20 protein-coding genes are annotated in these 22,887 nt (G+C 56.8%); 7 read left to right on the top strand and 13 right to left on the bottom strand.

All coding sequences use genetic code 11. From position 1 onward, the window contains the following. Nucleotides 1-97 precede the first annotated feature (97 nt). The 3 genes from JX360_RS00640 (at nucleotide 98) to JX360_RS00630 (ending at nucleotide 3,279) form a co-directional block, all read left to right on the top strand. Nucleotides 98-772 (top strand): DUF3038 domain-containing protein, encoded by a 675-nt coding sequence (locus JX360_RS00640; RefSeq protein WP_244348423.1) that lies wholly within the window; start codon nucleotides 98-100, stop codon nucleotides 770-772. A gap of 54 nt (nucleotides 773-826) precedes the next feature. Beyond that, nucleotides 827-1,780, top strand: a complete 954-nt coding sequence (locus JX360_RS00635; protein ID WP_244348422.1) for a DUF4335 domain-containing protein — start codon at nucleotides 827-829, stop codon at nucleotides 1,778-1,780. Between the two features lie 302 nt (nucleotides 1,781-2,082). After that, nucleotides 2,083-3,279 (top strand): RNA-guided endonuclease TnpB family protein, encoded by a 1,197-nt coding sequence (locus JX360_RS00630; protein WP_244348421.1) that lies wholly within the window; start codon nucleotides 2,083-2,085, stop codon nucleotides 3,277-3,279. A 240-nt stretch (nucleotides 3,280-3,519) separates the two neighbouring features. Here the strand turns inward: JX360_RS00630 and JX360_RS00625 are convergent, their stop codons facing one another. From JX360_RS00625 to JX360_RS00610, 4 genes are all read right to left on the bottom strand, one after another. After that, nucleotides 3,520-6,378 (bottom strand): sensor histidine kinase, encoded by a 2,859-nt coding sequence (locus JX360_RS00625; protein WP_244348420.1) that lies wholly within the window; start codon nucleotides 6,376-6,378, stop codon nucleotides 3,520-3,522. Between the two features lie 128 nt (nucleotides 6,379-6,506). Further along, nucleotides 6,507-7,052 carry an NADPH-dependent FMN reductase gene (locus JX360_RS00620; protein WP_341830509.1) on the bottom strand — a complete coding sequence of 182 codons (546 nt, stop codon included), beginning with the start codon at nucleotides 7,050-7,052 and terminating at the stop codon, nucleotides 6,507-6,509. Nucleotides 7,053-7,241: 189 nt separating this feature from the next. Then, nucleotides 7,242-9,680, bottom strand: coding sequence for a fused MFS/spermidine synthase (locus tag JX360_RS00615; protein WP_244348418.1), 2,439 nt, complete (start codon nucleotides 9,678-9,680; stop codon nucleotides 7,242-7,244). 67 nt (nucleotides 9,681-9,747) lie between these two features. Continuing rightward, nucleotides 9,748-10,353 carry a hypothetical protein gene (locus JX360_RS00610; protein ID WP_244348417.1) on the bottom strand — a complete coding sequence of 202 codons (606 nt, stop codon included), beginning with the start codon at nucleotides 10,351-10,353 and terminating at the stop codon, nucleotides 9,748-9,750. A gap of 363 nt (nucleotides 10,354-10,716) precedes the next feature. Between JX360_RS00610 and fba the strand changes: the two genes are divergently transcribed. The 3 genes from fba to queA all read left to right on the top strand — a co-directional run bounded on the left by fba (nucleotide 10,717) and on the right by queA (nucleotide 14,064). Further along, a complete protein-coding gene (gene fba, locus JX360_RS00605) occupies nucleotides 10,717-11,796 on the top strand; it encodes a class II fructose-bisphosphate aldolase (protein WP_244348416.1) in 1,080 nt (359 codons plus the stop codon). A gap of 396 nt (nucleotides 11,797-12,192) precedes the next feature. Then, on the top strand, nucleotides 12,193-12,786 hold the full coding sequence (gene dcd, locus JX360_RS00600) for a dCTP deaminase (RefSeq protein ID WP_244348415.1): 594 nt from the start codon (nucleotides 12,193-12,195) through the stop codon (nucleotides 12,784-12,786). A 105-nt stretch (nucleotides 12,787-12,891) separates the two neighbouring features. Next, a complete protein-coding gene (gene queA / locus JX360_RS00595) occupies nucleotides 12,892-14,064 on the top strand; it encodes a tRNA preQ1(34) S-adenosylmethionine ribosyltransferase-isomerase QueA (protein WP_244348414.1) in 1,173 nt (390 codons plus the stop codon). 26 nt (nucleotides 14,065-14,090) lie between these two features. On the opposite strand, the gene cbiQ is transcribed toward queA, so the two are convergent. The 7 genes from cbiQ to JX360_RS00560 all read right to left on the bottom strand — a co-directional run bounded on the left by cbiQ (nucleotide 14,091) and on the right by JX360_RS00560 (nucleotide 19,941). Next, complete coding sequence (gene cbiQ, locus JX360_RS00590) at nucleotides 14,091-14,891, bottom strand: cobalt ECF transporter T component CbiQ (RefSeq protein ID WP_244348413.1); 801 nt, start codon at nucleotides 14,889-14,891, stop codon at nucleotides 14,091-14,093. Further along, nucleotides 14,878-15,612: a cobalt transporter CbiM gene (cbiM, locus tag JX360_RS00585; RefSeq protein WP_244348412.1), complete on the bottom strand. Its 735-nt coding sequence runs from the start codon at nucleotides 15,610-15,612 to the stop codon at nucleotides 14,878-14,880. The genes cbiQ and cbiM overlap by 14 nt, the downstream gene beginning before the upstream one ends. A gap of 2 nt (nucleotides 15,613-15,614) precedes the next feature. Beyond that, nucleotides 15,615-16,103 carry a hypothetical protein gene (locus JX360_RS00580; RefSeq protein WP_244348411.1) on the bottom strand — a complete coding sequence of 163 codons (489 nt, stop codon included), beginning with the start codon at nucleotides 16,101-16,103 and terminating at the stop codon, nucleotides 15,615-15,617. Nucleotides 16,104-16,186: 83 nt separating this feature from the next. After that, a complete protein-coding gene (locus tag JX360_RS00575; protein WP_244348410.1) occupies nucleotides 16,187-16,909 on the bottom strand; it encodes a DUF4382 domain-containing protein in 723 nt (240 codons plus the stop codon). A 320-nt stretch (nucleotides 16,910-17,229) separates the two neighbouring features. Continuing rightward, on the bottom strand, nucleotides 17,230-18,192 hold the full coding sequence (locus tag JX360_RS00570; protein ID WP_244348409.1) for an SH3 domain-containing protein: 963 nt from the start codon (nucleotides 18,190-18,192) through the stop codon (nucleotides 17,230-17,232). A gap of 178 nt (nucleotides 18,193-18,370) precedes the next feature. After that, a complete protein-coding gene (locus JX360_RS00565) occupies nucleotides 18,371-19,540 on the bottom strand; it encodes a pyridoxal phosphate-dependent aminotransferase (protein WP_244348408.1) in 1,170 nt (389 codons plus the stop codon). 29 nt (nucleotides 19,541-19,569) lie between these two features. Continuing rightward, nucleotides 19,570-19,941 (bottom strand): hypothetical protein, encoded by a 372-nt coding sequence (locus tag JX360_RS00560; protein WP_244348407.1) that lies wholly within the window; start codon nucleotides 19,939-19,941, stop codon nucleotides 19,570-19,572. A gap of 519 nt (nucleotides 19,942-20,460) precedes the next feature. Here JX360_RS00560 and JX360_RS00555 point away from each other — a divergent pair. Continuing rightward, the gene (locus tag JX360_RS00555; RefSeq protein ID WP_244348406.1) at nucleotides 20,461-21,180 is read left to right on the top strand and encodes a response regulator transcription factor; all 720 of its coding nucleotides are present in this window, start codon (nucleotides 20,461-20,463) and stop codon (nucleotides 21,178-21,180) included. 47 nt (nucleotides 21,181-21,227) lie between these two features. Here JX360_RS00555 and JX360_RS00550 read toward each other — a convergent pair whose 3' ends face one another. After that, a complete protein-coding gene (locus JX360_RS00550; RefSeq protein ID WP_244348587.1) occupies nucleotides 21,228-22,106 on the bottom strand; it encodes an ABC transporter ATP-binding protein in 879 nt (292 codons plus the stop codon). Between the two features lie 356 nt (nucleotides 22,107-22,462). Continuing rightward, nucleotides 22,463-22,729 carry a hypothetical protein gene (locus JX360_RS00545; protein WP_244348405.1) on the bottom strand — a complete coding sequence of 89 codons (267 nt, stop codon included), beginning with the start codon at nucleotides 22,727-22,729 and terminating at the stop codon, nucleotides 22,463-22,465. Nucleotides 22,730-22,887 lie beyond the last annotated feature (158 nt).

The following is a 22,887-nucleotide window of genomic DNA, read 5'->3' as shown; positions in this document are numbered from 1 at the left end:
GCCGCGAGGCTGCCGGGGTCACGGGCACAAAGTATTTTTCCCTAGAGCGCAAGCGGAGCAGGTTGCGGGTTTGGCGCAGACAAGAGATCATAGAGTCTTGTCGAGACACAATGCTCCCATTGACAGCGTGACGGTGGAACACAAGCACACTCTTTTGGACAATCGGCCCGATGGTCTCAGCACAGCCACCGGCACTATCAAAGCCCAATTGGACTTGTTATTGCTGGGGCTGGAATCCCTGAGCGGAGAAAGCTCTGAGGCGGTTCTGGCCGCCGCCCAAGCTCTGAACTTGCAAGAACGCATTGGGGATCGAGTGGCCCTATGGCGACTCCGCAATGCCAACCCCTTACGGCGTAGCAGCGGTGGGCGTAAGAAGGTCGATATCGAGGAAGCCCGCGCCCTTGTGCTGGTGATTGGCCATATGGCAGCCCAACAACAGGCCCGTATCCGCAGCACCCTCGAACAGTTGGAAGCCGCGGTCGAGCAGGAGCGCAACCCGTTCCATCAACCCCTAGTGGGGGATTACCTGGACGAATTCCTCTCCCATTACCGCAGCCGTATGGTGGATGGGGATATGCGAGATGAAAACAGCATCACGGAATTGGCCCTGCGCATTCTGATTGAGTTGATGTTCTACAGCAGTCCCAAGGGCACCCAACGACTTTGGACCGCATTGCTCAACCGTCCAGAGATGGATTTGCCAGGTGATCAGGAAGAGGACGACGTTGCCCAACCCGCCAATTCCAGTTCCGATGCCTTCCCGGCCTCCTGAAGGGTTGATTGTGTTTGATTGTGTTCTGTAGTATGTCCTTCGCCTTTTGCCGTCATGCCTAGTATTAGCCACGCCTATCAGCAACCCACCTCCACCCTCACGGTTCAGGGGGAAACCGCGGCTCTCCCCGATGCCCCGGAGAAGGGTACCGCCCCACCGGTGCAAGCGATACAGCGAGGGTTTGAGTGCCAGTTGGAAATCCGACAGGGGGAAGCCCGCAAAATGCTGCGGGGAGATAGCGTTTGGCTGAACGACCTAATCACCGTGATCAATCGCTACGTTGAATCCCAGCTGCGGGGTGAGCCGAAGGGGACGTTCAGCGGCACAGTTGCCATTCGTCCTCTCGATTTTATTTTTCACCGTCTCACGGTTCGGCAGGGAGAAGAAGGGATTGCCCAGGTGGATCTCTCCATGACGCAGCTTTACGATCTGCTGGAGAACTTGACCCAGGTGGCGACAGATATCCCGCATCTGAGCAGTCTCAAGACTCAACCGGTACGGGCTTGGTATCGTCAACCCACCGGCATTGCCGCTCTGGTGGTGGGGGGAATCGCTGTTGTGGCCGGTGTTGGGGTTTTGGCCACCCGTACCCCAGAAGCAGAAAACCAAACTGCCAATCGGGTGCAAGAACAACTCACCACGCCCACTTCGCTGGAGTCCGCCGAAACAGCTGGCCAAGAGACTGCCCCTGCTGATAGCCGCACCCTTTCTGCAGATCGAGAGGCTGATGTGGATGATCTAGATCTTCTCAGCCGTCTCCGGGAGCAATTGGCAGATCAGTGGCAATCTCCCCCGGATTTACAGGAGAGCCTGGTTTATCGAGTAACAGTGGATGCGACGGGATCCCTGCTGGCTGCTGAACCCGCCAACGAGCTGGCCCAAGAGCGGCTGGGACAAACCCCTCTGGCGGATTTACCGGATTTGCCTCCGGATCCCTTGCCAACGGGTGCAGAACAGTTTCGGGTCAGCCTGGATCCAGACAATCAGCTGGAAGTGACTCAAGATTAAACCTCTTGGCTGGAAACCTTCTTCCCCCAATAAGTCTTTTTTTTTACCGATTTCAAAAAGGGATATGAGGATTGACTGCAGGGCTGCAGTCCGTAAAGCGCTGCAAGAGCGCACCCACCATTGCGGTGAATGCGGTTCGGTCAAGCCGAGGGATGTGGTCAGCGCTCAAGTGATTCGCAATCATGGGCTCTCAGTCGTGGGACTTACGAAAAGCAGCGTAAAGCCCCCGGTTTCTAACCGGGGGATATAAGCGCACAGGCTGAATTTATTCAGCAACAGAAATAGTACATACAATAGTCCCCATGAAACGGGTCACCACCACACTCAAGCTCAAGTTTCTTGACCTCAATGCGGTCAAAGCAGAGATGTTCGACCAGACGGTTTGTGCGACAACCGAACTGGCAAACGAACTGCTCCGCATCAGTCCAAAGGAACGAAAAGCATTAACAACCGCCAAAGTGGTGACACCACTCAAGTCGGCCCTCTCCAACCAGGTGATTCGTGTCCTGAAGGGGAAAGCCGGCCAGCGGGTCAAACACTTCAAAGTGTTCTGGCCAGAGGTCAACAACCAAAACTGGAAGCTGCACAAAGTAGGTAGCACCTACTCGGTGAGTTTTCCCACGATTCAGGGTGACAAGCGGGTTCCCCTTGAGGTTAGCAGTTCCTACTATGCCGAGCGTCTTGAGCGCATCCTGGCTGAGCAGGATTGTGAACGGGGAACCTTGAAACTGATGCAAATACGTGGGGTTTGGTATGCGGTTGTATCTATCACTTGGGAAGTTCCCGAAGTGAAGAGTACGGAGCGACTGGGTGTTGACCGGGGGCAGAACCGTTTGGCAGTGGCGGCCACCCGTTGGGGTCGGGCGGTGTTTTTTGGGGGTGGAGAGGTAGCCTATCGTCGTCGTCGTTTCCAGAAGCGTCGTGCCCAGTTGCAGCAGGCGGGTAAATACCGAGCACTCAAGCGACTGGAGCGCAAAGAAGCCCGGTGGATGAGGGCGGTCAACCACACCGTTAGCCGCCGCATTGTGCGGTTTGCCAATGCGGTAAATGCGGATGTGTGGATGGAAGACCTCTCGGGTATCCGCCAATCCAGACAGAGCCAGAAGGCGCGTTCGGATGCCGGGAAATCGCGCCATACCTGGTCGTACTACGACTTGGAGTGGAAGGTTGCCTACAAGCTGGAAATGGCGGGCAGGACGCTGCATAAACGTCCTGCTGCCTACACATCCAAAACCGACCACAGGACAGGATTGATCTGCTCCGCAGGGCCGGAGGCCATTGGGAAAAGGAGTGGGCATTTGTTCACCGGGCAGGACGGGTATTGCTGTGATGCCGACTGGAATGCCGCAATGAACCTAGCCCAGTGGGACGGCTTTTCGTGTCCCTTGAGTCTAAAAGAAGCCCTGCCCGTAATAGGTAGGGTCGGCTCAGGGGATGGGGTAGTTGGCAATCCCCTGAACTCCATGAATACCTTGCAGTCTAAGGTTGCAAGGGGCTAGAAGGGAGAATCCCCCGGTTTCTAACCGGGGGAGTGTCAAGGCTGATGCAATCACCTGTGGACGGGTTCTGTCGGGGGCATTGCCTAGACAAGACCGAACGAAGCAGGTAGTTGCTGGAGCGATCCAGTGAAGCCCGCGTTGTACCCCAGGTCAGTGTCGGGAGAACGTCATATCTGGGTCTATTGCCTTGAGATGGAGTGAAGGCTGGAGATGTAAAGAACGGGAACGGCATCGGGAGACTCAAGCTACCGGCCTGACCTCATCGCTGCCCACTGGTAAAAGCAAGCGAGAGACGTAGCGCCCGTCGGAGGACTGATAAAAGGAGAGCTGTCCCCCCATCCGCTGTACCATCCGTTGACACAGGCTCAGTTCCAAGCCAGGGCTGACCGTGAGGGGAGACTTGAGCAAGGGATCCGCGTAGATCACCATCTCCGGATCCAACTGCAGCGCCGCCATCAGGTTGGGGTCAAAGCTGCCCTGATCCACCACCAACAGTTCTACATACCCCTCGCTGGCTTGGCTCCACAGATCCAGCCGTCCCCCTTCCGGACTGCGCTGCGCTGCTGCCACCAGCACCTCCCAGAGGATCATCTCCAGTCGCCCTGCATCCCCCTGAACGGCAATGGCCATATCCCCGTGGGCCCGCGGCCACAGTTTTCGTTTTTGCGTCAGCCCTTCCAGTCGGCGTAGACCCTTGCGAACCAAAGCCGCTAGGGGCACCGATACCGAATCTGGCCGCACCTGCCAAGATTCTGACTGCAGCAACGGCCCCGTGTAGGTGGTCAAATCCCGCAGTCCTCTGCCGATCTCCACCACCTTCTGCCAGCGAGTCGCCTCGTCACCGGGAGTTTCCGGTACCTGACCGAGACGACGCAGGTTCTCCAGCAGGGTATTCTGCATATCCAGCAGACGGCGATGCTTATACCAGTTCAATTCACTAAGCACCTCCTGCCGTTCCTGGAGCGTGTGGATCCAGAGTATGCGCCGTAGTGTCCAGCAGCAGGTTTGGGCGATCAACATCACTGCCGCCCGCTCATAGGGATCCCAAACTTTTCCGGCTTCTGCACCCAAGATCAGGACCCCCAAAGGAGCCAACAAATCTGCCCCGGATCCCAGAGGCATGAGCAGCCAGGATCCTAAGCCAATGGAATTTAACCAGGTGCGGCTGGCGGAGGGGATCTGCTCGTGGGTGAGGGGCAGGGGTTCTACCGATTGCAGCGCGTAAGCCAGTAAGGGATCCTGCAGACTGATCTCGGTGGGGCCCGTCGGACGAAACTCGGAAGCCGTGGCAAAGGGAGGTTGCAATTGGCCGTGACTGGCTCCGGGCCGCCAACTGACCAAGAGGGCCAAAGGGATCCCGAGCAATTGGGCGGTTTGTTGCACGGTGGTGTTGTAGATCTCCGGCAGGGTGGAGAGGTTTTGCAGCGTTAAACAGGTGGTGCTCAAGCCATTCAGGAGTTGCGCTTGTCGTTGCCGCGATTCCTCCAATTGACTTTGCCGCAACACCACCCCTAATTGTTGAGCGATCCCCCGCAGCAGTTGCCGCTCCTCCCGGCTCCAGGCCCGCAGTTGCTGGTGCATGACCAGGATTAACCCTTCAATGGGGGCAGCCTGGGTTTCGCTGACGTGTCCGGTGTAGGTGAGCATTAGGGAACGGGTGCCTAAGGCAGCCAATTCCTGCCGCCAAGACAGCAGCCGCAGATCTTGATCGTAGTTTTCCGCCACCAATACCTGATTGCGCATCAGATCCCCCCAGTCTTGTTCGCTCAAGGGGGTGAATTGCTTCGGTAGGGGCTGTTTGCCCTCACTGCGGTATTCGTAAAACAGGCGCGGAGTTTGCGTACCCGGATCCAACATCAACACCACCACTGCACTGGCTTTCAGGCGTTGACCCAAGCCGCTGATCGCCTGCTGTAGAGCTTGTTGTTGATCCGCTTGGGTGTAAACTGAACGGGCCACCTGTTGTACAAACTCTTGGTCACTGGCCAACTGCCGGATCCTCTGATCCAGCCCTTCCAAAGGTGTAGCCAACGCCAACCAGTTGCCGGCGGCTGCCACCAATTGCCGCTCGGTGTCCTGCCAGGTACGGGGCACATCCGATTCCACGCAGATAAACCCGAGCAGGTCTTTTTGCAGCAAAATTGGGGCTGCTAAGACCGCCTGAGCCCGCAACTGTTGCATCAATTTAGGGGTGATCTCAGAGCGGGTTGTCCCTGTGGCATCATGGGCCACCACCACCTGTCCATCGGCAAGGGTGTAGTACATATCCCCCAGTTCCCGCAGGGGCAGGCTGCCATCACGGGCTGGGGTTGCTGCGGTTTTGGTGCCTTTTGCAAGAGGAGGAGCGGGTGGGCCAGCTTTGGGGGCTGTGAGATGGGGGCTAAACTGCCCTTGGCCGCGTTCGTGCCAGTACACCTGAACGCGCACCGCACCGATGAAGGACTGTAATTCCTGCGTTACCAAGCTGACCCGCTCCTGCAGGGATCCCGCCTGCCGCATAGCGATGCCCAAAGCGACCAAAGGATCCTCAAGGCGCTTTTCGGTCTGCTGTTTCCAAGCGGATTCCAGCTGCTGCAAAGAGGCGGCCAACTGCCCCAGCAAGATGCCGAGGAGTGCTTTTTCCTCTTCGCTGGTGGTAATGCCCCATACCTGGGATCCCAGCATCAACACGCCCAAGCAGCGGCGTTGGCTGCGAATCGGGTGGATCAAGCAACCCTGGATCCCGCCCAAACGCTTGGATTCCCGTTGCCAAATGCCCATGCGGGGCTCTTGCGACATATCCGGCAGGCTGATCGGTCGCTGCTCGATCACCACCTGCTCCATAATTTCCCCTGGCTGGAGGGGATGCACAGCCCGCAACAGGGTTTGATCCTCGGGGAGAGTAACCCCACCCTGGCCCACCAGCTGATGGTTCTGGTAGTCGTACAAGGCCAGCCAGATGAGGGGTGCCACAAACACGGCCCCAACATAATCCAGGGTGAGTTGAATCAACGCCTTAGCGTCGGTCTGCTCCCGCATCTGCTGCAACGTGGCTTGCAAGGCCACCAGAGGTGTTGTTGCCTCTGAACCATCAGAGTAGTGGGGCCCAGACTGAACCATATTCAAGTTCTCCCGAGGGCAAAAAGGCTGTATTCGCCAGATTTTGGCTCCCCTTGAGCTTAGCTTCCAAACCATAGGCTGGGTAGCATCCCGAGGGGGCGAGCCTGAGGGAGAAGGGTGCTCCTATCTTAAGCGCCTTGAACCGGGATCCCGCGCAGTTTGTGGGTGTTGGTCACCAAGCTCTGGGCAAAGCGCTGGAACCGTTGCTGCAGGTTCTCATCCTTGAGATTGCCCTGTTCGTCGAAGGCGTTCCAAGCTCGACCAATGGCAATTTGATCGGGAATGACCCAGCCGTGCACCCAGCGCACGATCAGACGCATTTGATTGAGAGTATTGCTGTTGGTTTCGCCGCCCAAAACACTGATCAGCCCGAAGACTTTACCTTCCAGTTCATCAAAGCTGAGCAGATCGAGGGCATTTTTCAGGCTGCCACTGATGCTGCCGTGGTATTCGGGACTGGCCAAAATGATCCCATCCGCCTGTTTCAGGGTCTCTTTCAAGACCGCAACATCGGGATAGTCGGCGTAAGATTCAGACCCATCCACAAAAGGTAGGTTCATCTGCCGCAAATCGAGAATGTGCAGTGGGATCCCCAGTTTTTCAAACTCGCGCCGCGCTACCTCTAAAGCCCGATAGGTGGAGGAATTGGGCCGCATACTCCCTCCGATCGCCACGAAACGAACCGGAGAAGCCTCAGGAATAGCAGTTTGAGGATCGACAGTAAGAGGTTGAAGAGTTGAGGTAGACATTATCTCAGTTCCAACAAAACATTGCTTGGGCTACGGATTATCATAACTCATACTAACTCCGCTTTGTAAAGATCCCTTTAGATTCCTCTGGATTCCTCAGCTCAGGTCCATGGTTCATCCCTCTTGGGATCCCTGTTGCCAAGGCCAACGCATCACCTGCAGGAGGTTGGAAAAGTCATCTCGCCAGATCGGATCCCCGGCTTGGGGCAGGAGCGGTTGCCAGGGATCCCGCATCGTCCATTTGGTTGGGTCTGCCGTCATCAGAACCCAGTGGGAAGGCGCTAACCCCGCTTGTCGCTCGGCTGGGGAGAGCTCTGTCTGGGCTTGCTGCCAGGCTTGGAGGTGGAGTTGACCGGCTAACCCCGCCAACACGGGAGTCAAATTCAAATGACGATTGGTAATGTTAAACAGCAACCCGCCTTGGGGCTTTAGCTTGTTCAGATAGAGAATCAAGGCCTCTTGGGTGAGCAAATGCACCGGCACCGCGTCGGAACTAAAGGCATCCATCACCATGAGGTCGTAGCTCTCATCCGGGATCCCCCCCAGGGTCAGCCGTGCATCCCCCAAAATCACCTTGGACGGGGCCAAATTCAAATAGGTGAAATAGTCTCGGGCTAAATGCTCTACCGCCGGATCCAGCTCAAAAAAGGTCCAAGTATCCCCCGGTTGAGCGTAGGCCGCTAGGGTGCCGATCCCCAGTCCCAACACCGCAATCGCAGGATGCGGATCCCGAACTTGCTGGCGAAACTGGGCAAAAACCTGCCCCACTGGCCCGGAACGAGAGAAATAGGTGAGCGGTTCAGAGGCTATTTCGGGATCCAAGTTTTGACTGCCGTGGAGCGTCGTGCCGTGCAGAAGGCTGCGGAAGGATCCCGCTGCGGTGTGAAAGTCCACGATCCGGTTCAGCCCTAGGGCATTGCGTTCGGTATGAATCACCTCTAGGCCCAGTCTCAGCCAAGGTTGCCCCAGCAGCAAAACCATCCCGAAGGTCATTCCCGCCCAAGTCACTGCTGTTTTCCAACCGGATGTCTTCCTACTGAATGTCTCCCTGCCGGTCATCACCCACAGCCAACCCAGCCCCAGCCCCAAACCCACCCCGGATCCAACATTCAGCCATTCCTGGAGCTGAAAGCGCACCATCAGCAGGGGCAAGATCAGCCCCAATCCCAGCCAGAGGCCCACCCCCCCACCCCGCGCCGCCATCACCCACAGCGATAACCCCAGCAGCAGCGGATATTCCAGCAGATTGTGAAACACCTGCGCAGCCAAGAGGGCGGCAAACAGTCCCCCCAGCCCACCACCAAAAGCCAGCCACAGATAAAACTGGGTCAACTGCTCTGCTGCCGGACGACGCCGGGCCAGTTCGCTGTGACAGCCCCAGCACACCAGCCCAAAAGCCGTCAAATGCAGCGGTAGTAACAGGAACAACGGTTTCACCAAGCCCAACGCCTGTACCCCCACCGCCAAACAAGCCAAGAGCGCCGCTACCCCTGCCCCCACCCCATTCAGGTCATAACCTGCAAAGGCCAGCATAAAGGTGATCAAATAGAGGGCCAGCGGAATCGCCCACAGCAAAGGCACCGCCGCCACATCGGTGGTCAACAGGGTGGTGACGGCTACCAGCAGGCCCGAAGGCACAAACGCCAACGCTGCCCAACGCCAGGGATCCCCCGCGCTTACGAGGGAGTTGGTCTGCCCTTGACGCTGAGCACCTCGATCCTGAAATGGATTGAATTGATCCCTGAACTTAAATTGATCAAACTTCAATTGATTAGGGGTATGCGCACCGAAATGATCACTAAAATGATCACTAAATTGATCCTGTTGATTGTTTTGATCGTGATCGTTGGGATCCTCGGAAACACCCATTTGCCGATCAGGCTCTGCCGGGTCTTCAGAGGCAAGAAAAGAGCTTTGACCCTCTAAGGAGGGTTTTGACCCCGAAAACCTCTGCCCCAGCAGCAGGCCACTGCCACAGAGCAGCACCAGCCCGCAGACCAGCCCATAGGCGATCCCCCACAGGCGAGTTTGCCAGGCTAAAGGCAACCCCGGCTCCAGGAGCAAAGGATAGACCAACAGCCCGGCCAAGCTGCCCGCATTGCTGGCCACGTACAGAACATAGGGATCCCGCCTCGCTTGCACTGAGGGATCACCGCCCCCCACCGCAAACCAGTGCTGTACCAAGGGAGTTGTAGCGGAGAGCAACAGCATCGGCCCCCCCACCGCCAAGGTCAACTGCACCCACAACGCCAGCACCGGCGACTGCACCCCCTCCGGGATCCCCTCAGAAACCCCCAAACGAAAAGGCAGCAGGCTCAACGCCGCCAGCAGTAAGGCCCCGTGGATGAGCACACCGGATCTTGGCGCAAACCACTGCTGCACCCGATCTGCCCACAGGTAGCCTAACCCCAGCACCGCTTGAAAAAAGGCCAGGCAGGTATTCCACACCAGCGGGGATCCCCCCCATACGGGCAACAGCAACTTGCCCACCAGCAGTTGCCCCCAAAAGAGGCAAAAGGCACTACCAAACAGGCAAAGGGAAAACAGCCCCATCAAAGCCGCACCGCCCAAATCCTTCGCCCGACAGTATGCCCTAGCCTCGCCAGATCCCCGCCGTTGATCAACGAGTCAGCACCTGCAGCGGATAGCGCTCCGCCAATTCTCCTTCCACTTTGGTCAGCCATTCCGGCTGAAAGACCCAAACTTGTCCCTGCTGCACACGACCATCCGGGTTTTGGGTTAATTCCAGCCAGTAGGCCAGTTGGTTCCCCTGTAGGACAACCCCCTGAATGGCTCGGGAAAGACTGTAGGTTTGGTTGCCCGCCAAGGCTTCTGGGGCAGGGTAGCGGATCACTTCCACTGCCTGATCCAGATCAGCCGCAATTTCCGGCCCATAGATATCCCGAATCGCTTGGAACAAATCTTCTGGAGTCAGACCCTGCGGGCGGAAGAAGGTCATCCGCTCCGAGCGAATCGTTTCCCGATCCAGAGGATTGATAATTCTTCCTGGCGGGGCCACCGAGGCCAAAAACGTGAAACGGGATCCATCGGGATCCACACGGTTGATGTTCAGAGTTTCACCCGGACGAGGCCGCAAAACAGGGTTGTCTCGCACCCAGGCGGCAGCTTGATCCGGAGATTGCCCAGGGATCCCCCAAGCCACCGGCTGTAGGCCCAACACCGCCCCTGAAACCAATCCCAAACTCATCCAACGGGATTGTCCCATTCGCTGGACTGCCTGCTTGAAAACGGGCCACTTGTCGCAAAGCACGTTCTTGATTCCTCCCGACAAACACTGTTGTAGGTCACTGCACGTTCTAATCATGGGTTTGGAGCAGGCCCTGCTTCTCAAAGTCTGGCTGAGGTTCTAGGCCGCCTTTCCCTTCCCTACTGTATCTGGACAGATCGGGGTACGGATTGCGTCTCAGCGCGGGCCTTACGGCCACTGACTGCAAGGACAACAAGGCTCAACCCCTGGATGAGCTACCCAGATCGACCGGCGGTTTATCCCGCAAAACGTGAAAAGTATCTTAAGATCAACGGTGAGCAAATCTCACACGCATTAAGTCAGCACCTCAGGAGGTAACCGATGGCTCTCGTTGCAATGCGGACGCTGCTGGATCATGCCGCTGAAAACGGCTACGGCATTCCTGCCTTCAATGTCAACAACATGGAGCAGATCCAGTCGATCATGCAGGCAGCCCATGAAACCAACAGCCCCGTCATTCTGCAAGCCTCTCGGGGGGCACGCAAATATGCGGGCGAGAACTTCCTGCGGCATCTGATTCTGGCCGCCGTGGAGACCTACCCCCACATTCCCATCGCCATGCACCAAGACCATGGCAACAGCCCCGCTACCTGCTACTCCGCCATCCGCAACGGCTTCACCAGCGTCATGATGGATGGCTCCTTAAAGGAAGATGCCAAAACCCCGGCTAGCTACGAATACAACGTGGCCGTAACCTCGGAAGTGGTGAAAGTGGCTCACTCGATTGGAGTGAGCGTAGAAGGAGAATTGGGCTGCCTGGGATCCCTGGAAACCGGCCAAGGGGAAGCCGAAGACGGCCACGGTGCAGAAGGGGTGCTCAGCCACGACCAATTGCTCACCGACCCCGACCAAGCGGTGGATTTTGTCGAGCAAACCCAGGTGGATGCTTTGGCGGTCGCCATCGGAACCAGCCATGGTGCCTACAAGTTCTCCCGGAAGCCCACCGGCGATATTCTCGATATGGAGCGGATTGCCGAAATTCACCGCCGTCTGCCCAACACCCACTTGGTCATGCACGGCTCCTCTTCGGTGCCCAAAGAGTTGATCGACATCATCAACGAGTTTGGCGGCTCCATTCCCGAAACCTATGGGGTGCCCCTGGAAGAAATTCAGCGGGGTATCCAAAACGGGGTACGCAAAGTTAACATTGACACCGATAACCGTCTAGCCATTACCGCGGCTGTACGTCGCGCCTTGGCGGAGGATCCCAGTAACTTTGATCCGCGTCATTTCCTCAAGCCTTCCATCAAAGAGATGCAGAAGGTATGTGCTGAGCGCTACATTGCCTTTGGCTGTGCTGGTCATGGCACCAAGGTTCCAGTGGTAACCTTGGATGAAATGGCTGCCAAGTATGCCTCTGGCGCTTTGACTGCCCAAGTGAAGAAGACGGTGGTGGTGTAACTGGGAGGGGTTTCAGTGAGTCAATTCGGGAGGCGATAGGCCTCTGGGTTCTTCAGGCAGCACTTTGCCATGCCTTGAGCTCCCTGAGATTCACTTCCCTGCCTCACCCCAAACCCGCTGGGTCGTCCGTCAAAGGGCGGCCTTTTTGATTGCTGGACTTAGAAACAGCCCGCCAGGGTATCCTGAGCCAGAGGATGCAGGCGTGAGAACTGGGAAAGTGGCCATCTGTCGCGGGAGCGCAGATCAGCAGGTAAGCAGCAATGACGCAAGAGGCAACCTGGGTCGTGGTGTGGTCCCTTTGGGTGAGGGTTGTGGAGGCCCAAACCGAGGGGGTAATCTGCGAAGAATATCCCCCTATCACCTCCCCTATCACCTGTGAGAGAGGATGCTGTCACCATGTTGAAAAATGACCGTTGGATCTACGAGCAAGCTCAGCGGGGCATGATTGAACCGTTTCAACCAGAGCTGGTGCGCACCGTTAACTTGGCAGGGCAGACCCGCCCGGTGTTGAGCTACGGCCTCTCCTCCTACGGCTATGACATTCGCCTTTCGCCGGTGGAATTTAAAATCTTCCGCCACATCCCCGGCACCATCGTGGATCCGAAGCGGTTTAACCCCAAAAACCTGGAATCGGTAGACCTACACCACGATTCCGAGGGGGACTACTTCATCATTCCGGCCCACTCCTACGGCTTGGGGGTAGCCCTAGAGCGGCTGCAGATCCCCGACAACATCACCGTCATCTGTATCGGCAAGTCGTCCTACGCCAGGGTAGGTCTGATTGCCAACCTCACCCCTGCAGAAGCGGGATGGCGGGGGTATTTGACGTTGGAATTTTCCAATGCCTCCAGCGCCGATTGCCGGGTCTATGCCAATGAAGGGGTAGTACAGCTGCTCTTTTTGGAAGGGGAACCCTGCGAAGTGACTTATGCCGACCGGGTGGGTAAGTATCAGGATCAACCGCAACAGGTGGTGGTGGCTAGAGTTTGAGTTGGCTTGCAGAAAACTGCCTTGCCCCCAACCCCACAGGGATCCAGACCCAGGCGGCTATGCTGGACTTCTGACCCTCCACGGGATCCCATCCCAGTTTGATTTATGCTCGATTCCCCTTTGGCTGACAGCGAGCTAAACCCTGACCTGCTCACCGCTGCCTACGACTACAGGCTCCCTCCTGAGCGTATTGCTCAAACTCCTGTTGAGCCTAGGGATCAGGCGCGCATGTTGGTGGTGCGGCGCAACAGCCATGAACATCGGCGCTTTTGCGATTTGCCCGATGTGTTGCAGCCGGGGGATTTGCTGGTTCTGAACGATACGAAGGTGATACCCGCACGATTGTTTGGCACAAGGCTGCCGCGAGACAGGGATCCCCAAGCCTCATCTCCACCTTCACAGGGGATCCCGGCAGCTACGGCTCAGGGGAAGGTGGAAGTTTTGCTGTTGGAACCTGTTCAGGCAGGGATCCGGGAATGTATCTGGCGGGTTTTGGTGAAACCGGGCAAACGGGTCAAGGTGGGGGATCGGATCCAATTTTGGGATCCGCAGGGATCCGTCCTACCCTATCGGCTGGAAGCCATAGTGCAAGCCATGGATGCGAGCACGGGTGGGCGAATCCTCCAGTTTGAGTGGGTAGGAGAAGCTGTGTTTGAAACGGTCTTGGAACAGGTGGGTCGGATCCCGTTGCCGCCCTACATCCAGTCCGATCAAGTCCGCCCGCAAGACTACCAAACCGTTTGGGCCAGACAACCGGGCTCCGTGGCGGCTCCCACCGCAGGGCTACATTTCACCGAAGCGCTCTTGGATCAGTTGGCTCAAGCCGGGATCCCGACCGCCTATATCACTCTGAATATCGGCTTGGGCACCTTCCGTCCTGTCGAGGTAGAACGAGTGACTGAACATCGTCTGCACAGCGAGTGGCTCAAGGTTCCGGTAGAAACAGTGGAGGCGATTCAGGCCACCCAAGCAAGGGGAGGGCGGGTGATTGCGGTTGGGACAACGGTGGCCCGCTCTCTGGAAACGGCGGCAAAAACGGGATCCCTGCAACCTTGGCAGGGGAACAGCGATCTCTTTATTTATCCCGGTTATATCTGGCGAGTTGTTCAGGGATTGATCACCAATTTTCATCTGCCCCGCTCTAGTTTGATGATGTTGGTGGCATCGCTGATCGGGCGGCAAAGACTTTTGGATTTATATCAGGAAGCCTTGGCACAGGAGTACCGCTTCTATTCTTTTGGGGATGGTATGTTGATCTTGCCGCAGGCAGATAAGTAGGGAATGGAAGCTACTGTGGGATCCCTTCAAACCAATCCCAACCCAAGCACGAGTCCTGCGATGCCTAGAGCTAGTCCAGTTGCTCCCCAACTGAGTGCTACAGAGGCATAGGCCCTCGTGGGATCCCCTGCCGCAGCAACCAATGGGGCACCCTGCCCATACCCCCGCAACCGCAAAGCTTGGTAAACCCGCTCAGAGCGTTCGTAGCTGCGCACCAGCAAAGTTCCCAGTAAAGAGGCCAGGAATGGGAGATCTTGCCTCAGGGATTCCCCCGGTCGCCAACCCCGCAATTGAGCTGCCCGTCGCATTTGCTGCCATTGGGATCCCAACTCCTGCAGGTAGCGATAGGTCAGCCAGGCTAGCTCCAAGAGCAAATCGGGGATCCCTAGCCGCCGTAAAGCTGCCAGCAACTCCATCAGGGGCGTGGTTTCCAGCAACAGCAAACTGAGGGTGAAAATGGCCCCTAAGCGGATCCCTATCCGCAGCACCTCCGCGATCCCCTCCCAGCGCACCGCCAGGGATCCCCAGCGCCAAAGGACAGTTTCTCCCAGCCAAAAGGGCAGCACCAGGATCAACCCAGAAACCAGGACCCCTGGCCCCGCCAGCCGCCTCAGCCACAAGCGCCAGGGCAATCCCGATAGGCCCCACAACCCCGCTGCCACAACCCCCAGCACAGGCAACAAAGCCAAGCGCTGAACGGCAGCAAAAGCCACCACCAACCCCAACAACCCCAAGAGCTTGGGAAGAGGCCGCCAGCGATGGATCCAGGAGAGTGTCTTGGCCGCCGTTTCGCTGATCGGGGATCCGGCCACCTCATCTTTTTCCATACCCACTGTGGGTGAGGGTCGGTTCTACTTGAGTGGGTTGACGATCCGGAGTTTCCCCAAAGGTCTGAGGCCAAGAGTCAAGCAAAAGATCCGGCTGCACCCGCTGCAGAAACAGCACCACCCAACTGGTGAACAATCCCTCCAACCCAATGACAGGGAGGTGAGCCAAAACCAGCGTTCCGGTGGCCAGCTGTTCTGCTTCCGTGGCCAGTGGAGTCGAACTGGATAAACCGGCAATCACCACCCCATAAAACAACAGCACCGCCAACCCTGCCCCCACAACCCCCGCCAAAAAGGCAGGGATCCCGGTGCCCAGCCTTCGACGCCCCACCCGAAAGATCCCCCCCGCCAATAAAGCAGGGATCCCCATAATTGCGGCATTGATCCCCAAAGTCGTAAGACCGCCATGCCCAAAAGCCACCACCTGAAAAAACAACCCCACCACAATGGCAGGATAGGCCAATGGCCCCAGTAACAAACCCACCAACCCATTCAGCAGGAAATGAACACTGGCGGGAGGAATAGGCAGGTGAATGGAGGAGGCGACGAAAAAAGCCGCTGTGAGCAAAGCTGCTTTCGGCAATTGCCGGTGGAAGCTGGACTCCGACATGCAACGGGATCCCTGTCGGCAAACCCGCAAGCTGTAACTGGTCAGAAGTGCCGTGATACCATAGCCCCCTAGCCAGAGCGGTACGGGCAAAATACCGTCACTGATGTGCATGGTTAGTCGTGCTCCAGAGCAGGTGAAGTGAACTCTGAGCGGGTGGAGGGGGTTGCCCGACGCGGTGTGGAGAAAAACAAGGCGGTGGCTAAGCAACCCCAAATCACACAGGCTGCCATCACCCCCCGTTGCAGCGGTCCGAAGGAGGGGGAGCTGCTGCTGATCCCTGCCGTTCCGCTTTCCAAGTCCCCAACCGGCACATTCAACAGCACCCCATGACCGGCTTGGCGAATCCGAACCTGCCAAAGGCCCCTCAGTTCAGGATCCGGTTGCAAGACAAACCGCCCAGCGGCATCGGTTTGCCCTTCTTGCCAAGGTCTCGTCGGATCCGTTGGCGCAAACACGGTCACCTGCGCGGATGCCAGCGGTTCGCCGGTATCGTAACGGGCCTCGATTTGAAAGGTGGGAATAGCCTGATAAGATGCTTCCACCCCATGGGCCCAAGCCTGAGAAGGGATGAGCAAGCTTAAGCCCAACAATCCCAGTTCCAACCTGAGGGCAATCCTCCAATGCTTTGACCAGCCTGTGTGCATAAATACAAATACCTGCAAATACCTGATGAGTCGTGTGTGCTCTAGGGGCGGGCTGCGGTCTCGCGGCAGTGCCCTTCCCCGACATGGCCTAATCCCCTGAGGATCTCCACCACTGAGTCGGCCTCAGCTGGGCTGAGCTTCTCCTGCAGGCTGGCCCAATCCATCTCCAGGGATCCCTGAACGGCCAAGGCTGCCAAAGGAGCAAACCCCAGCGCCGATTGATTCAAGCTGTCCTCAGGAGGCAATTCGCCATCTCCGAACAGGTGGTCGAAGTGGAACGTGGCCTCTAGATCAGCGGTTTGATCCGGGGTAACGAACCCTTTGCGTTCCTCGCCAACATATTCGCCACAGGTAAAGGCCAGTTCTTGCGGGAACTTGAGCACGAAATCAATCGTTTCGCCGGGATCCCCCTGAGCGGATCCCTGAATCCAGAGGGAATAGCCCGTGGCCGGGCCAAAAACCGCCGGAACCATCCGCCAAGAGAGCGCATTGTAGTGGCCAGCGGGGGCAGTGAGGGATCCCAGCAAAGCCCGTTCTTCGGGGGTGCTGACTAAATTGACAGTGATTGGGCCCGGTAGACCCACCTGGGTTTGCACTTGCAATTCCCCGTCAGATTCGGGTTCAAAGGGGGGATCCGTTTGGTAGGCCGTGATGTCCGCCAGGGTGACGTACACCTGATTGAAACTCAGGGCCCAGCCATCTTTGGAGACAAAGCCCTCCCGAATAAACGCCTCGCCATTGGCCCACAATTCCAGAGTACCCATCTCTGCCTCTGTTGGAAGAAGGGGTTCAGAGGCTATCTCATTCCTGGGCTCCTCAGAAGGGGAATCCGGATTTTGGCGACAAGCGATCAGGGTGGATCCCAGCCCTACCATCAGAACCAGCAAAGTCAGCCTGTTCCCCAAGGGATCCCAGCATGAACGGCCCAAGCGAAATGAACTGTGCATCACAGGTCGCCCTGTCACGGTACTGTTCTACCGAAACACAAGCTTTCTTGGGTCACAATCCCCCGCTGGGGCATCCTATGGAAAAAACTTATGGAAACAATGAGCGGGATCCCTTCCGTCGGATCCCTGAACGGGCCTTACTCCTGGGCTAAGTTGCCGGCCCGCACCCAACCTTCTTGACCATCCTGACGACGAATGCGCTGCCAACGACCATCTTCACTCAGGCCCAAGACCGTCACCACCTCGTTCATGGGCACGCCCCCAATGTAGGCCCCTTCGGCTTCCGGAGTCGCCCGCAAAGCCAGACCAATCGGCTCAATCACCCGCCCTTGACTGCCTACAGAAACAGCTGCCGGTGCAGGAGCCCGGGTTGGTAGGGGGGTGGATGCCGCCGTGGGATCCTCTGGAGAAACATCTGGAGAATTAACAGTGGCCACCACTCCAGAGCCCGCGACTGGGCCCAGGTTGCCAGCGCGTACCCAACCCTCCTGTCCATTCAGCTCTCGCCGTACCCGTTGCCAACGGCCATCGGCACTGTACTCCAACACCGTGACGGTTTCTCCCAGCACGATCCCCCCCTGATAGGCTCCATCAGCGGCAGGTTGACTGCGAATCGCCAGACCAATCGGCTCGATCACCCGACCTCGACTACCAGGGGGAAACTCCCCAGGGTCAATTCTGCCTGCCGCGGGCCCATCTGTGACAGGGGCATTGGTGGGCAAACTGACCGGACTGGGCAAGGGATCCAAGCGGACGGCCTGCTGAAACTGAGGGGTTGAAGGGGGTTCCAACATCGGCAATAAAATCTGCCAAACTTGCCAACCCAAAGCGGCCAAAGCCCCAATCGAGACACTGGCTACCATCAAGGTGCCAAAGGGAAAACTGCCGGAAGAACGAGAAGAACGACCTCGCATGGGGTAGTAACCCGCCGATTCGCTATCCAAATCCTGTACCCATGGGGACTCATAGGAGAGAGAAGTCGCTGAACGCAATCTGGGATCCCGGTTCAGCCTCTGCACAGCCGGGGTAGATACAGACTGTCCAGAGTTACGGCGACTCACCTCCAGCTCCGGTTGAGCAGTCGTCTCGTTCGGGTACATGGGCTCTTCACCTCAACCATCCAGAAACACACTGACAAAATACAGGGACAGGGAACAGGGACAGGGATCCCTTCGGTACCCTTTTGGCTCCAGCCGGGGCGCAGGAGCACTTGCATCCCAATTTATAACATCTTCGGATCCCACCCTCTCCGGGAAGGATAGGCCCAGGGATCCCCCACTAGCCCAACAGGTGCTGCAGGCCCTCTACCAAACGGCCAATCCCTTCAGCTGCCGTAGTGGGATCCAGCGCCCCATAGGCAACCCGGAGATAACAGGTCCCTTCTCCCGACGCCAACCCAAAGGTATCTCCGGGAATGACCGCCACCCGCTGCTCACGGATCAAGTACTCCACCACCGCCATGGCCGGCCAATCGGTTTTCAGGCGTAGCAAAAAGTAAAAGGCTCCTTGTGCTGTGGGGATCTGCACCCGTTCTCCCAAAGCTTGAAAAGCAGATAGAGCCACCCGACGCACGGCCTCAAGGGATCCCAGCCGTTCCCGACAGTAGGCGGATCCCACTTGTAATGCCCCCAAAGCTGCATATTGAGAGATCACCGGCGGACAGATCAAATTGGTGTCTTGAATTTTCAGGATCGGCATAAACAGCGCCTCCGGGATCACCATATAGCCGATGCGCCAGCCCGCAAACCCATAGGACTTCGACAAAGAGAACAAGGAGAGAGTGTGGTCAACCCCTTCCGGTAAGCTCACCAAGGAAAAGGGCGGGATCCCCTCGTAGAGGAAGTACTCATAGGCTTGGTCGTGAATGTGGTAGAGGCCCCGTTCTCGGCAAAGTTGGTTGACAACTTTGAGGGCGGCAGGCGGATACACCACTCCAGTTGGATTGTTGGGGGAAATGGTAACAATGCCCCGCGTTCGCTCTGTGATGGCCGCCTCAATGGATCCCAGTTGCAACTGGTAGTTTTCGTCCGTGGGCACACAGACAGCTCGACACCCCGCTATCGTCACCGCCATTTCGTGGTTGAAGTAGTAGGGGGTTTGCAGGATGATCTCGTCTCCGGGCTGGGTAATGGCCAGCACCGCATTGAGAAAGCCCATGTTGCTGCCTGCTGTCACCACCACCCGCCGCCCCGACCCTGTTTGGTAACCATCCTCTTGGCACAGCTTCTTTTCGATAGCCTCGATCAGCGACGGGATCCCGTGTACCGGTTGGTACTGGTGGTTGCTGGGTTGAGCGAGAAACTGGGTAATTTGGTCGATCGCCGCCTGGGGTGGGCCGTAGTAGGCGATCCCCTGTCCAAGAGAAATGGTGCCTGGGTGCTGACGGATCAACTCCGCCACCAGCGGGATCATGGGCGATTGCACCGCCTGCATTCGGGAGAACGTCATTGAGGGGGGCGGCAAGATTGGTCTTGGACTCACTCGTTGGTGAACTTATTCTGCCAGTCTGTAGTCAAAATTTCCCGCCCGAACACCCAGCCAGCCAAAATCAGGGGCAACGCCAAGCCCAGAAAGCCAAAGAAGCTGAACACCTGAGCCATCTGTCGCTGGGCTTTTTTCTTTTTGGGATCCGGGATATTGTTGGCAGCCAGCACCACCTTAGAACAGAAGGCCACCACCACTGCCCCCACCGGCCCCAGTACCAAAGAGGGCCACAGCCAATCCGCCACTTGGGCAAACTCATAAGCACCCGTAAAGGGGATAATCACAAAACAGGCCAGTTCTAGGATCCCCCAGGTGAAGAGGGCCAACTGGATATCTTTGCGAAAGACTTCTTCGGGGTTGTACATAAGCCTCTGGAATGTCTGGAATCAAGTATCACCCTGCCACTCTCAATCAATTTTTTACTCTTTGATTTACTCTCAGCCTTGACCGCTGGGATCCGGCAAAACACACCCTGCCGCTTGGATCAACTCCTGGCATGGGATCCCTTTTCCGGATCTCTCCCACGTTACCCTTCCCCTCAATTCCGGGCAACCTAGTGGGATAGTGACCCAATTTTGGAACCAACCTCAGGTAATTTACGGAGAGAAAGAGTGCCCCAGGCAGGATAAACTCCCTATGTGATGCAATGGATAAGACCTGAAATAATCTGATAAACCTAAATCACTTGGGTTGATCATCCATTCCAGCAGCGATTCTGATGGAGTGTGTTGAGTTTGTTCTATCTGTTGCTTTCTCATCTCTTCTGTGCAACTCCGTAGGCTGGCTGAGGGAGCTTTCCATCCTAGAATCGCTGCTCGTCATTGAGTCCTTGCCCAAACCTGCATCCATGTTGTCCATCCCGGCCCTGAGAGTCTGAAGTCGCCATGTCACGTATCCTCATCATTGATGATGATCCCAGCATCTGTACACTGTTACAGCGGTATTTGCAGCGGCAAGGCTATTCCGTCGAGGTGGCAGTGACGGGGGCTGAGGGCCTACAACGGTTGCGCTCCTTTCAACCGATTCTGGTGATTTTGGATCTGAATTTGCCGGATGTGAGCGGTTACGACCTCTGTCAGCAGATGCAAAAAGAAACGGGTGTTTACGTGTTGATGCTGACCAGCCGGGTGAGTGCTGCCGACAAGTTGCAGGGTTTCCAGTTGGGGGCAGATGACTACCTGACCAAGCCGTTCAGCTTGCCAGAATTGCAAGCGCGAGTGCAAGCCATTTTGCGGCGACAACGGCTGAAAACCGAAATTGCCTCGGCTCCGATGTTGACCTTTGCCTCTTTAGTCATCGATCCAGAAACTCGAGAAGTGACCCGAGATCAGCGCTTGATTAACCTGACCGCGTTGGAATTTGACCTACTCTACGCTCTAGCCCGACATCCAGGGCGTGTGTGGCGGCGGGCTGAGTTAATTCAAGAGGTGTGGAATTTCAACCACGAGGGGGATGAACGGGTGGTGGATGTGCACATCGGCCAGATCCGCAAGAAATTAGAAACCGATACCAGCCAACCGGAGCTAATTCGCACCGTTCGTGGGGTGGGCTACAAGTTCGAACCCCCCAGTTCTGGGGAGGGATGGGTGGAGGAAAAACCTTAACCGGAGGAGGCTATCCCCAGCAGCGCCATTCAAGGCTTTGGGGTTTTTTAATCCAGGCGACGGCCCGTCAAACGCACGAAGATATCCTCTAAGTTGGCAGGGCGTACCATCAGGCCGGTTTTGTCGGGTTCTGCTTCCAACTGCCTTTGCGCTTCCGCCAAGCTGGGGAAAAAAGTATAGTCGGCCTCTTGTCCGGGGAGTGAACGAACCAAAAGAGCTTCCCCATGTTTGGCTCGCAACTGAGCTGGGCTGCCCAACTCGATTAACCGCCCCCCTTCCATAATGCCAATGCGGTCACACAACTCTTCTGCCTCTTCCATATAGTGAGTGGTTACCAGCAAGGTCATGCCCTGCTGATTGAGATCCCGCAGGATCTCCCACAACAGCCGCCGCGCCTGGGGATCCAAGCCAACAGTCGGTTCATCCAAAAACAAAATTTGAGGGCGATGCAGCAGGGCTCTAGCCACCTGCAATCGTCGTTTCATACCGCCGGAAAGAGTTTTCACCTTGTCCTGTCGCCGATCCGCTAGCCGTACATAGTCCAGCCACTGGTCAATGCGCCGTTGCCGCTCCGGGTTAGGGATGTGGTGCATCCGGGCATGAAATTCCAGGTTTTCCCAAACCGTCAGCTCCGCCTCTAGGGTGATCGGCTGCAGCACTACCCCAATCTGTTGCCGCACCAACAAGGGCTCCCGTACCACGTCATAGCCCCCCACTTGAATGGATCCCTGGCTGGGGCGGGTGAGGCTGGTCAACATGCGGATGGTGGTGGATTTCCCGGCTCCATTTGGCCCTAGCAACGCAAAGACTTCTCCCTGTGGGATCCGTAAACTCAGGTCTTGAACGGCAACCTGCTGCCCAAAGCGTTTCCACACCGATTGCAGTTCCACCGCCGCCGGCTGCGTTTGGGGCAAGGTTGGGGCCATCGAAAGGGCTGTCACGATCCGTTCCGTCCGTTAGCGTAAAGAAATCTTTCTTCTCCAGCATACGCCGAAGCCGGGATCCTCATAGCTAGACATGGGCTATGCCATCTCTTCACATTTAAGAGCAATGTTTAGATTAGATTACTAGGAGAGGACTCCATCCCGCTGTCGCGAGAGGTTATTCCCATGTCAGGGTGGAAAAGAGATGAGAAAGCTAATAGAGGTTGGACTATCTCTGATTGAGCGGCCTGCATTTGTCAAGTGGATGACCAAGTGCTGCTACTGTGCTAGCTAATTAGCGAAAGAGCTGTGCCTACAGGACTGGCGATATTCCATCAGGGATCCCATGAATCCTTCCATCAATTCAAGGAGGGGGATCCCAGCAGAAGATCATGCCGAGTTCGTTGCAATTGCTGGACCAAGAAGTCAAGGCTTGCCTGCGCGGTGGCAGAATCGATTCCCCCTTTGGCTTGCAGATCTAAAATATGTTCCAGGTGGTGAATATGGCGCTCCAGGGCACTGACATAAATGGCTTGTCCTGTAGGATCCAGATGGGGGAAGGGGGACAGAACAGTAGGCTTTGAGATCCAATGGTTATTGATGAGCCAGGTTTCAGATTGTGACATATGAATACAGATCCTTTGGGGAAAAGCGGGTAGAGATCCCCGACTCTTTGAGAATAGGATAGTTCCGTGAAGAAACCGGGGAGGGAGTCGTGAGTAAATCGAGAGGAACATTCAGTGCCCTCAAGAGGGCAAGGATGCAACGCCGATCTAGGAACTTC

It is taken from the genome of Thermostichus vulcanus str. 'Rupite' (assembly GCF_022848905.1).
GTDB lineage: Bacteria > Cyanobacteriota > Cyanobacteriia > Thermostichales > Thermostichaceae > Thermostichus > Thermostichus vulcanus_A.
Note: the sequence above shows the minus strand (reverse complement) of the source record. Positions and strands in the feature narration are given on the sequence as shown.

Bases quoted from the DNA above. Each gene is read 5' to 3' on its own strand.
- JX360_RS00615 (WP_244348418.1), bottom strand. From the start codon at position 9,680: ATGGGGCTGTTTTCCCTTTGCCTGTTTGGTAGTGCCTTTTGCCTCTTT.
- JX360_RS00570 (WP_244348409.1), bottom strand. From the start codon at position 18,192: ATGTACCCGAACGAGACGACTGCTCAACCGGAGCTGGAGGTGAGTCGC.
- fba (WP_244348416.1), top strand. From the start codon at position 10,717: ATGGCTCTCGTTGCAATGCGGACGCTGCTGGATCATGCCGCTGAAAAC.
- JX360_RS00635 (WP_244348422.1), top strand. From the start codon at position 827: ATGCCTAGTATTAGCCACGCCTATCAGCAACCCACCTCCACCCTCACG.
- cbiQ (WP_244348413.1), bottom strand. From the start codon at position 14,891: ATGGAAAAAGATGAGGTGGCCGGATCCCCGATCAGCGAAACGGCGGCC.
- JX360_RS00610 (WP_244348417.1), bottom strand. From the start codon at position 10,353: ATGGGACAATCCCGTTGGATGAGTTTGGGATTGGTTTCAGGGGCGGTG.
- JX360_RS00575 (WP_244348410.1), bottom strand. From the start codon at position 16,909: ATGGGTACTCTGGAATTGTGGGCCAATGGCGAGGCGTTTATTCGGGAG.
- JX360_RS00550 (WP_244348587.1), bottom strand. From the start codon at position 22,106: ATGGCCCCAACCTTGCCCCAAACGCAGCCGGCGGCGGTGGAACTGCAA.
- JX360_RS00545 (WP_244348405.1), bottom strand. From the start codon at position 22,729: ATGTCACAATCTGAAACCTGGCTCATCAATAACCATTGGATCTCAAAG.
- JX360_RS00625 (WP_244348420.1), bottom strand. From the start codon at position 6,378: ATGGTTCAGTCTGGGCCCCACTACTCTGATGGTTCAGAGGCAACAACA.
- JX360_RS00555 (WP_244348406.1), top strand. From the start codon at position 20,461: ATGTCACGTATCCTCATCATTGATGATGATCCCAGCATCTGTACACTG.
- dcd (WP_244348415.1), top strand. From the start codon at position 12,193: ATGTTGAAAAATGACCGTTGGATCTACGAGCAAGCTCAGCGGGGCATG.
- JX360_RS00565 (WP_244348408.1), bottom strand. From the start codon at position 19,540: ATGACGTTCTCCCGAATGCAGGCGGTGCAATCGCCCATGATCCCGCTG.
- JX360_RS00630 (WP_244348421.1), top strand. From the start codon at position 2,083: ATGAAACGGGTCACCACCACACTCAAGCTCAAGTTTCTTGACCTCAAT.
- cbiM (WP_244348412.1), bottom strand. From the start codon at position 15,612: ATGCACATCAGTGACGGTATTTTGCCCGTACCGCTCTGGCTAGGGGGC.
- JX360_RS00560 (WP_244348407.1), bottom strand. From the start codon at position 19,941: ATGTACAACCCCGAAGAAGTCTTTCGCAAAGATATCCAGTTGGCCCTC.
- queA (WP_244348414.1), top strand. From the start codon at position 12,892: ATGCTCGATTCCCCTTTGGCTGACAGCGAGCTAAACCCTGACCTGCTC.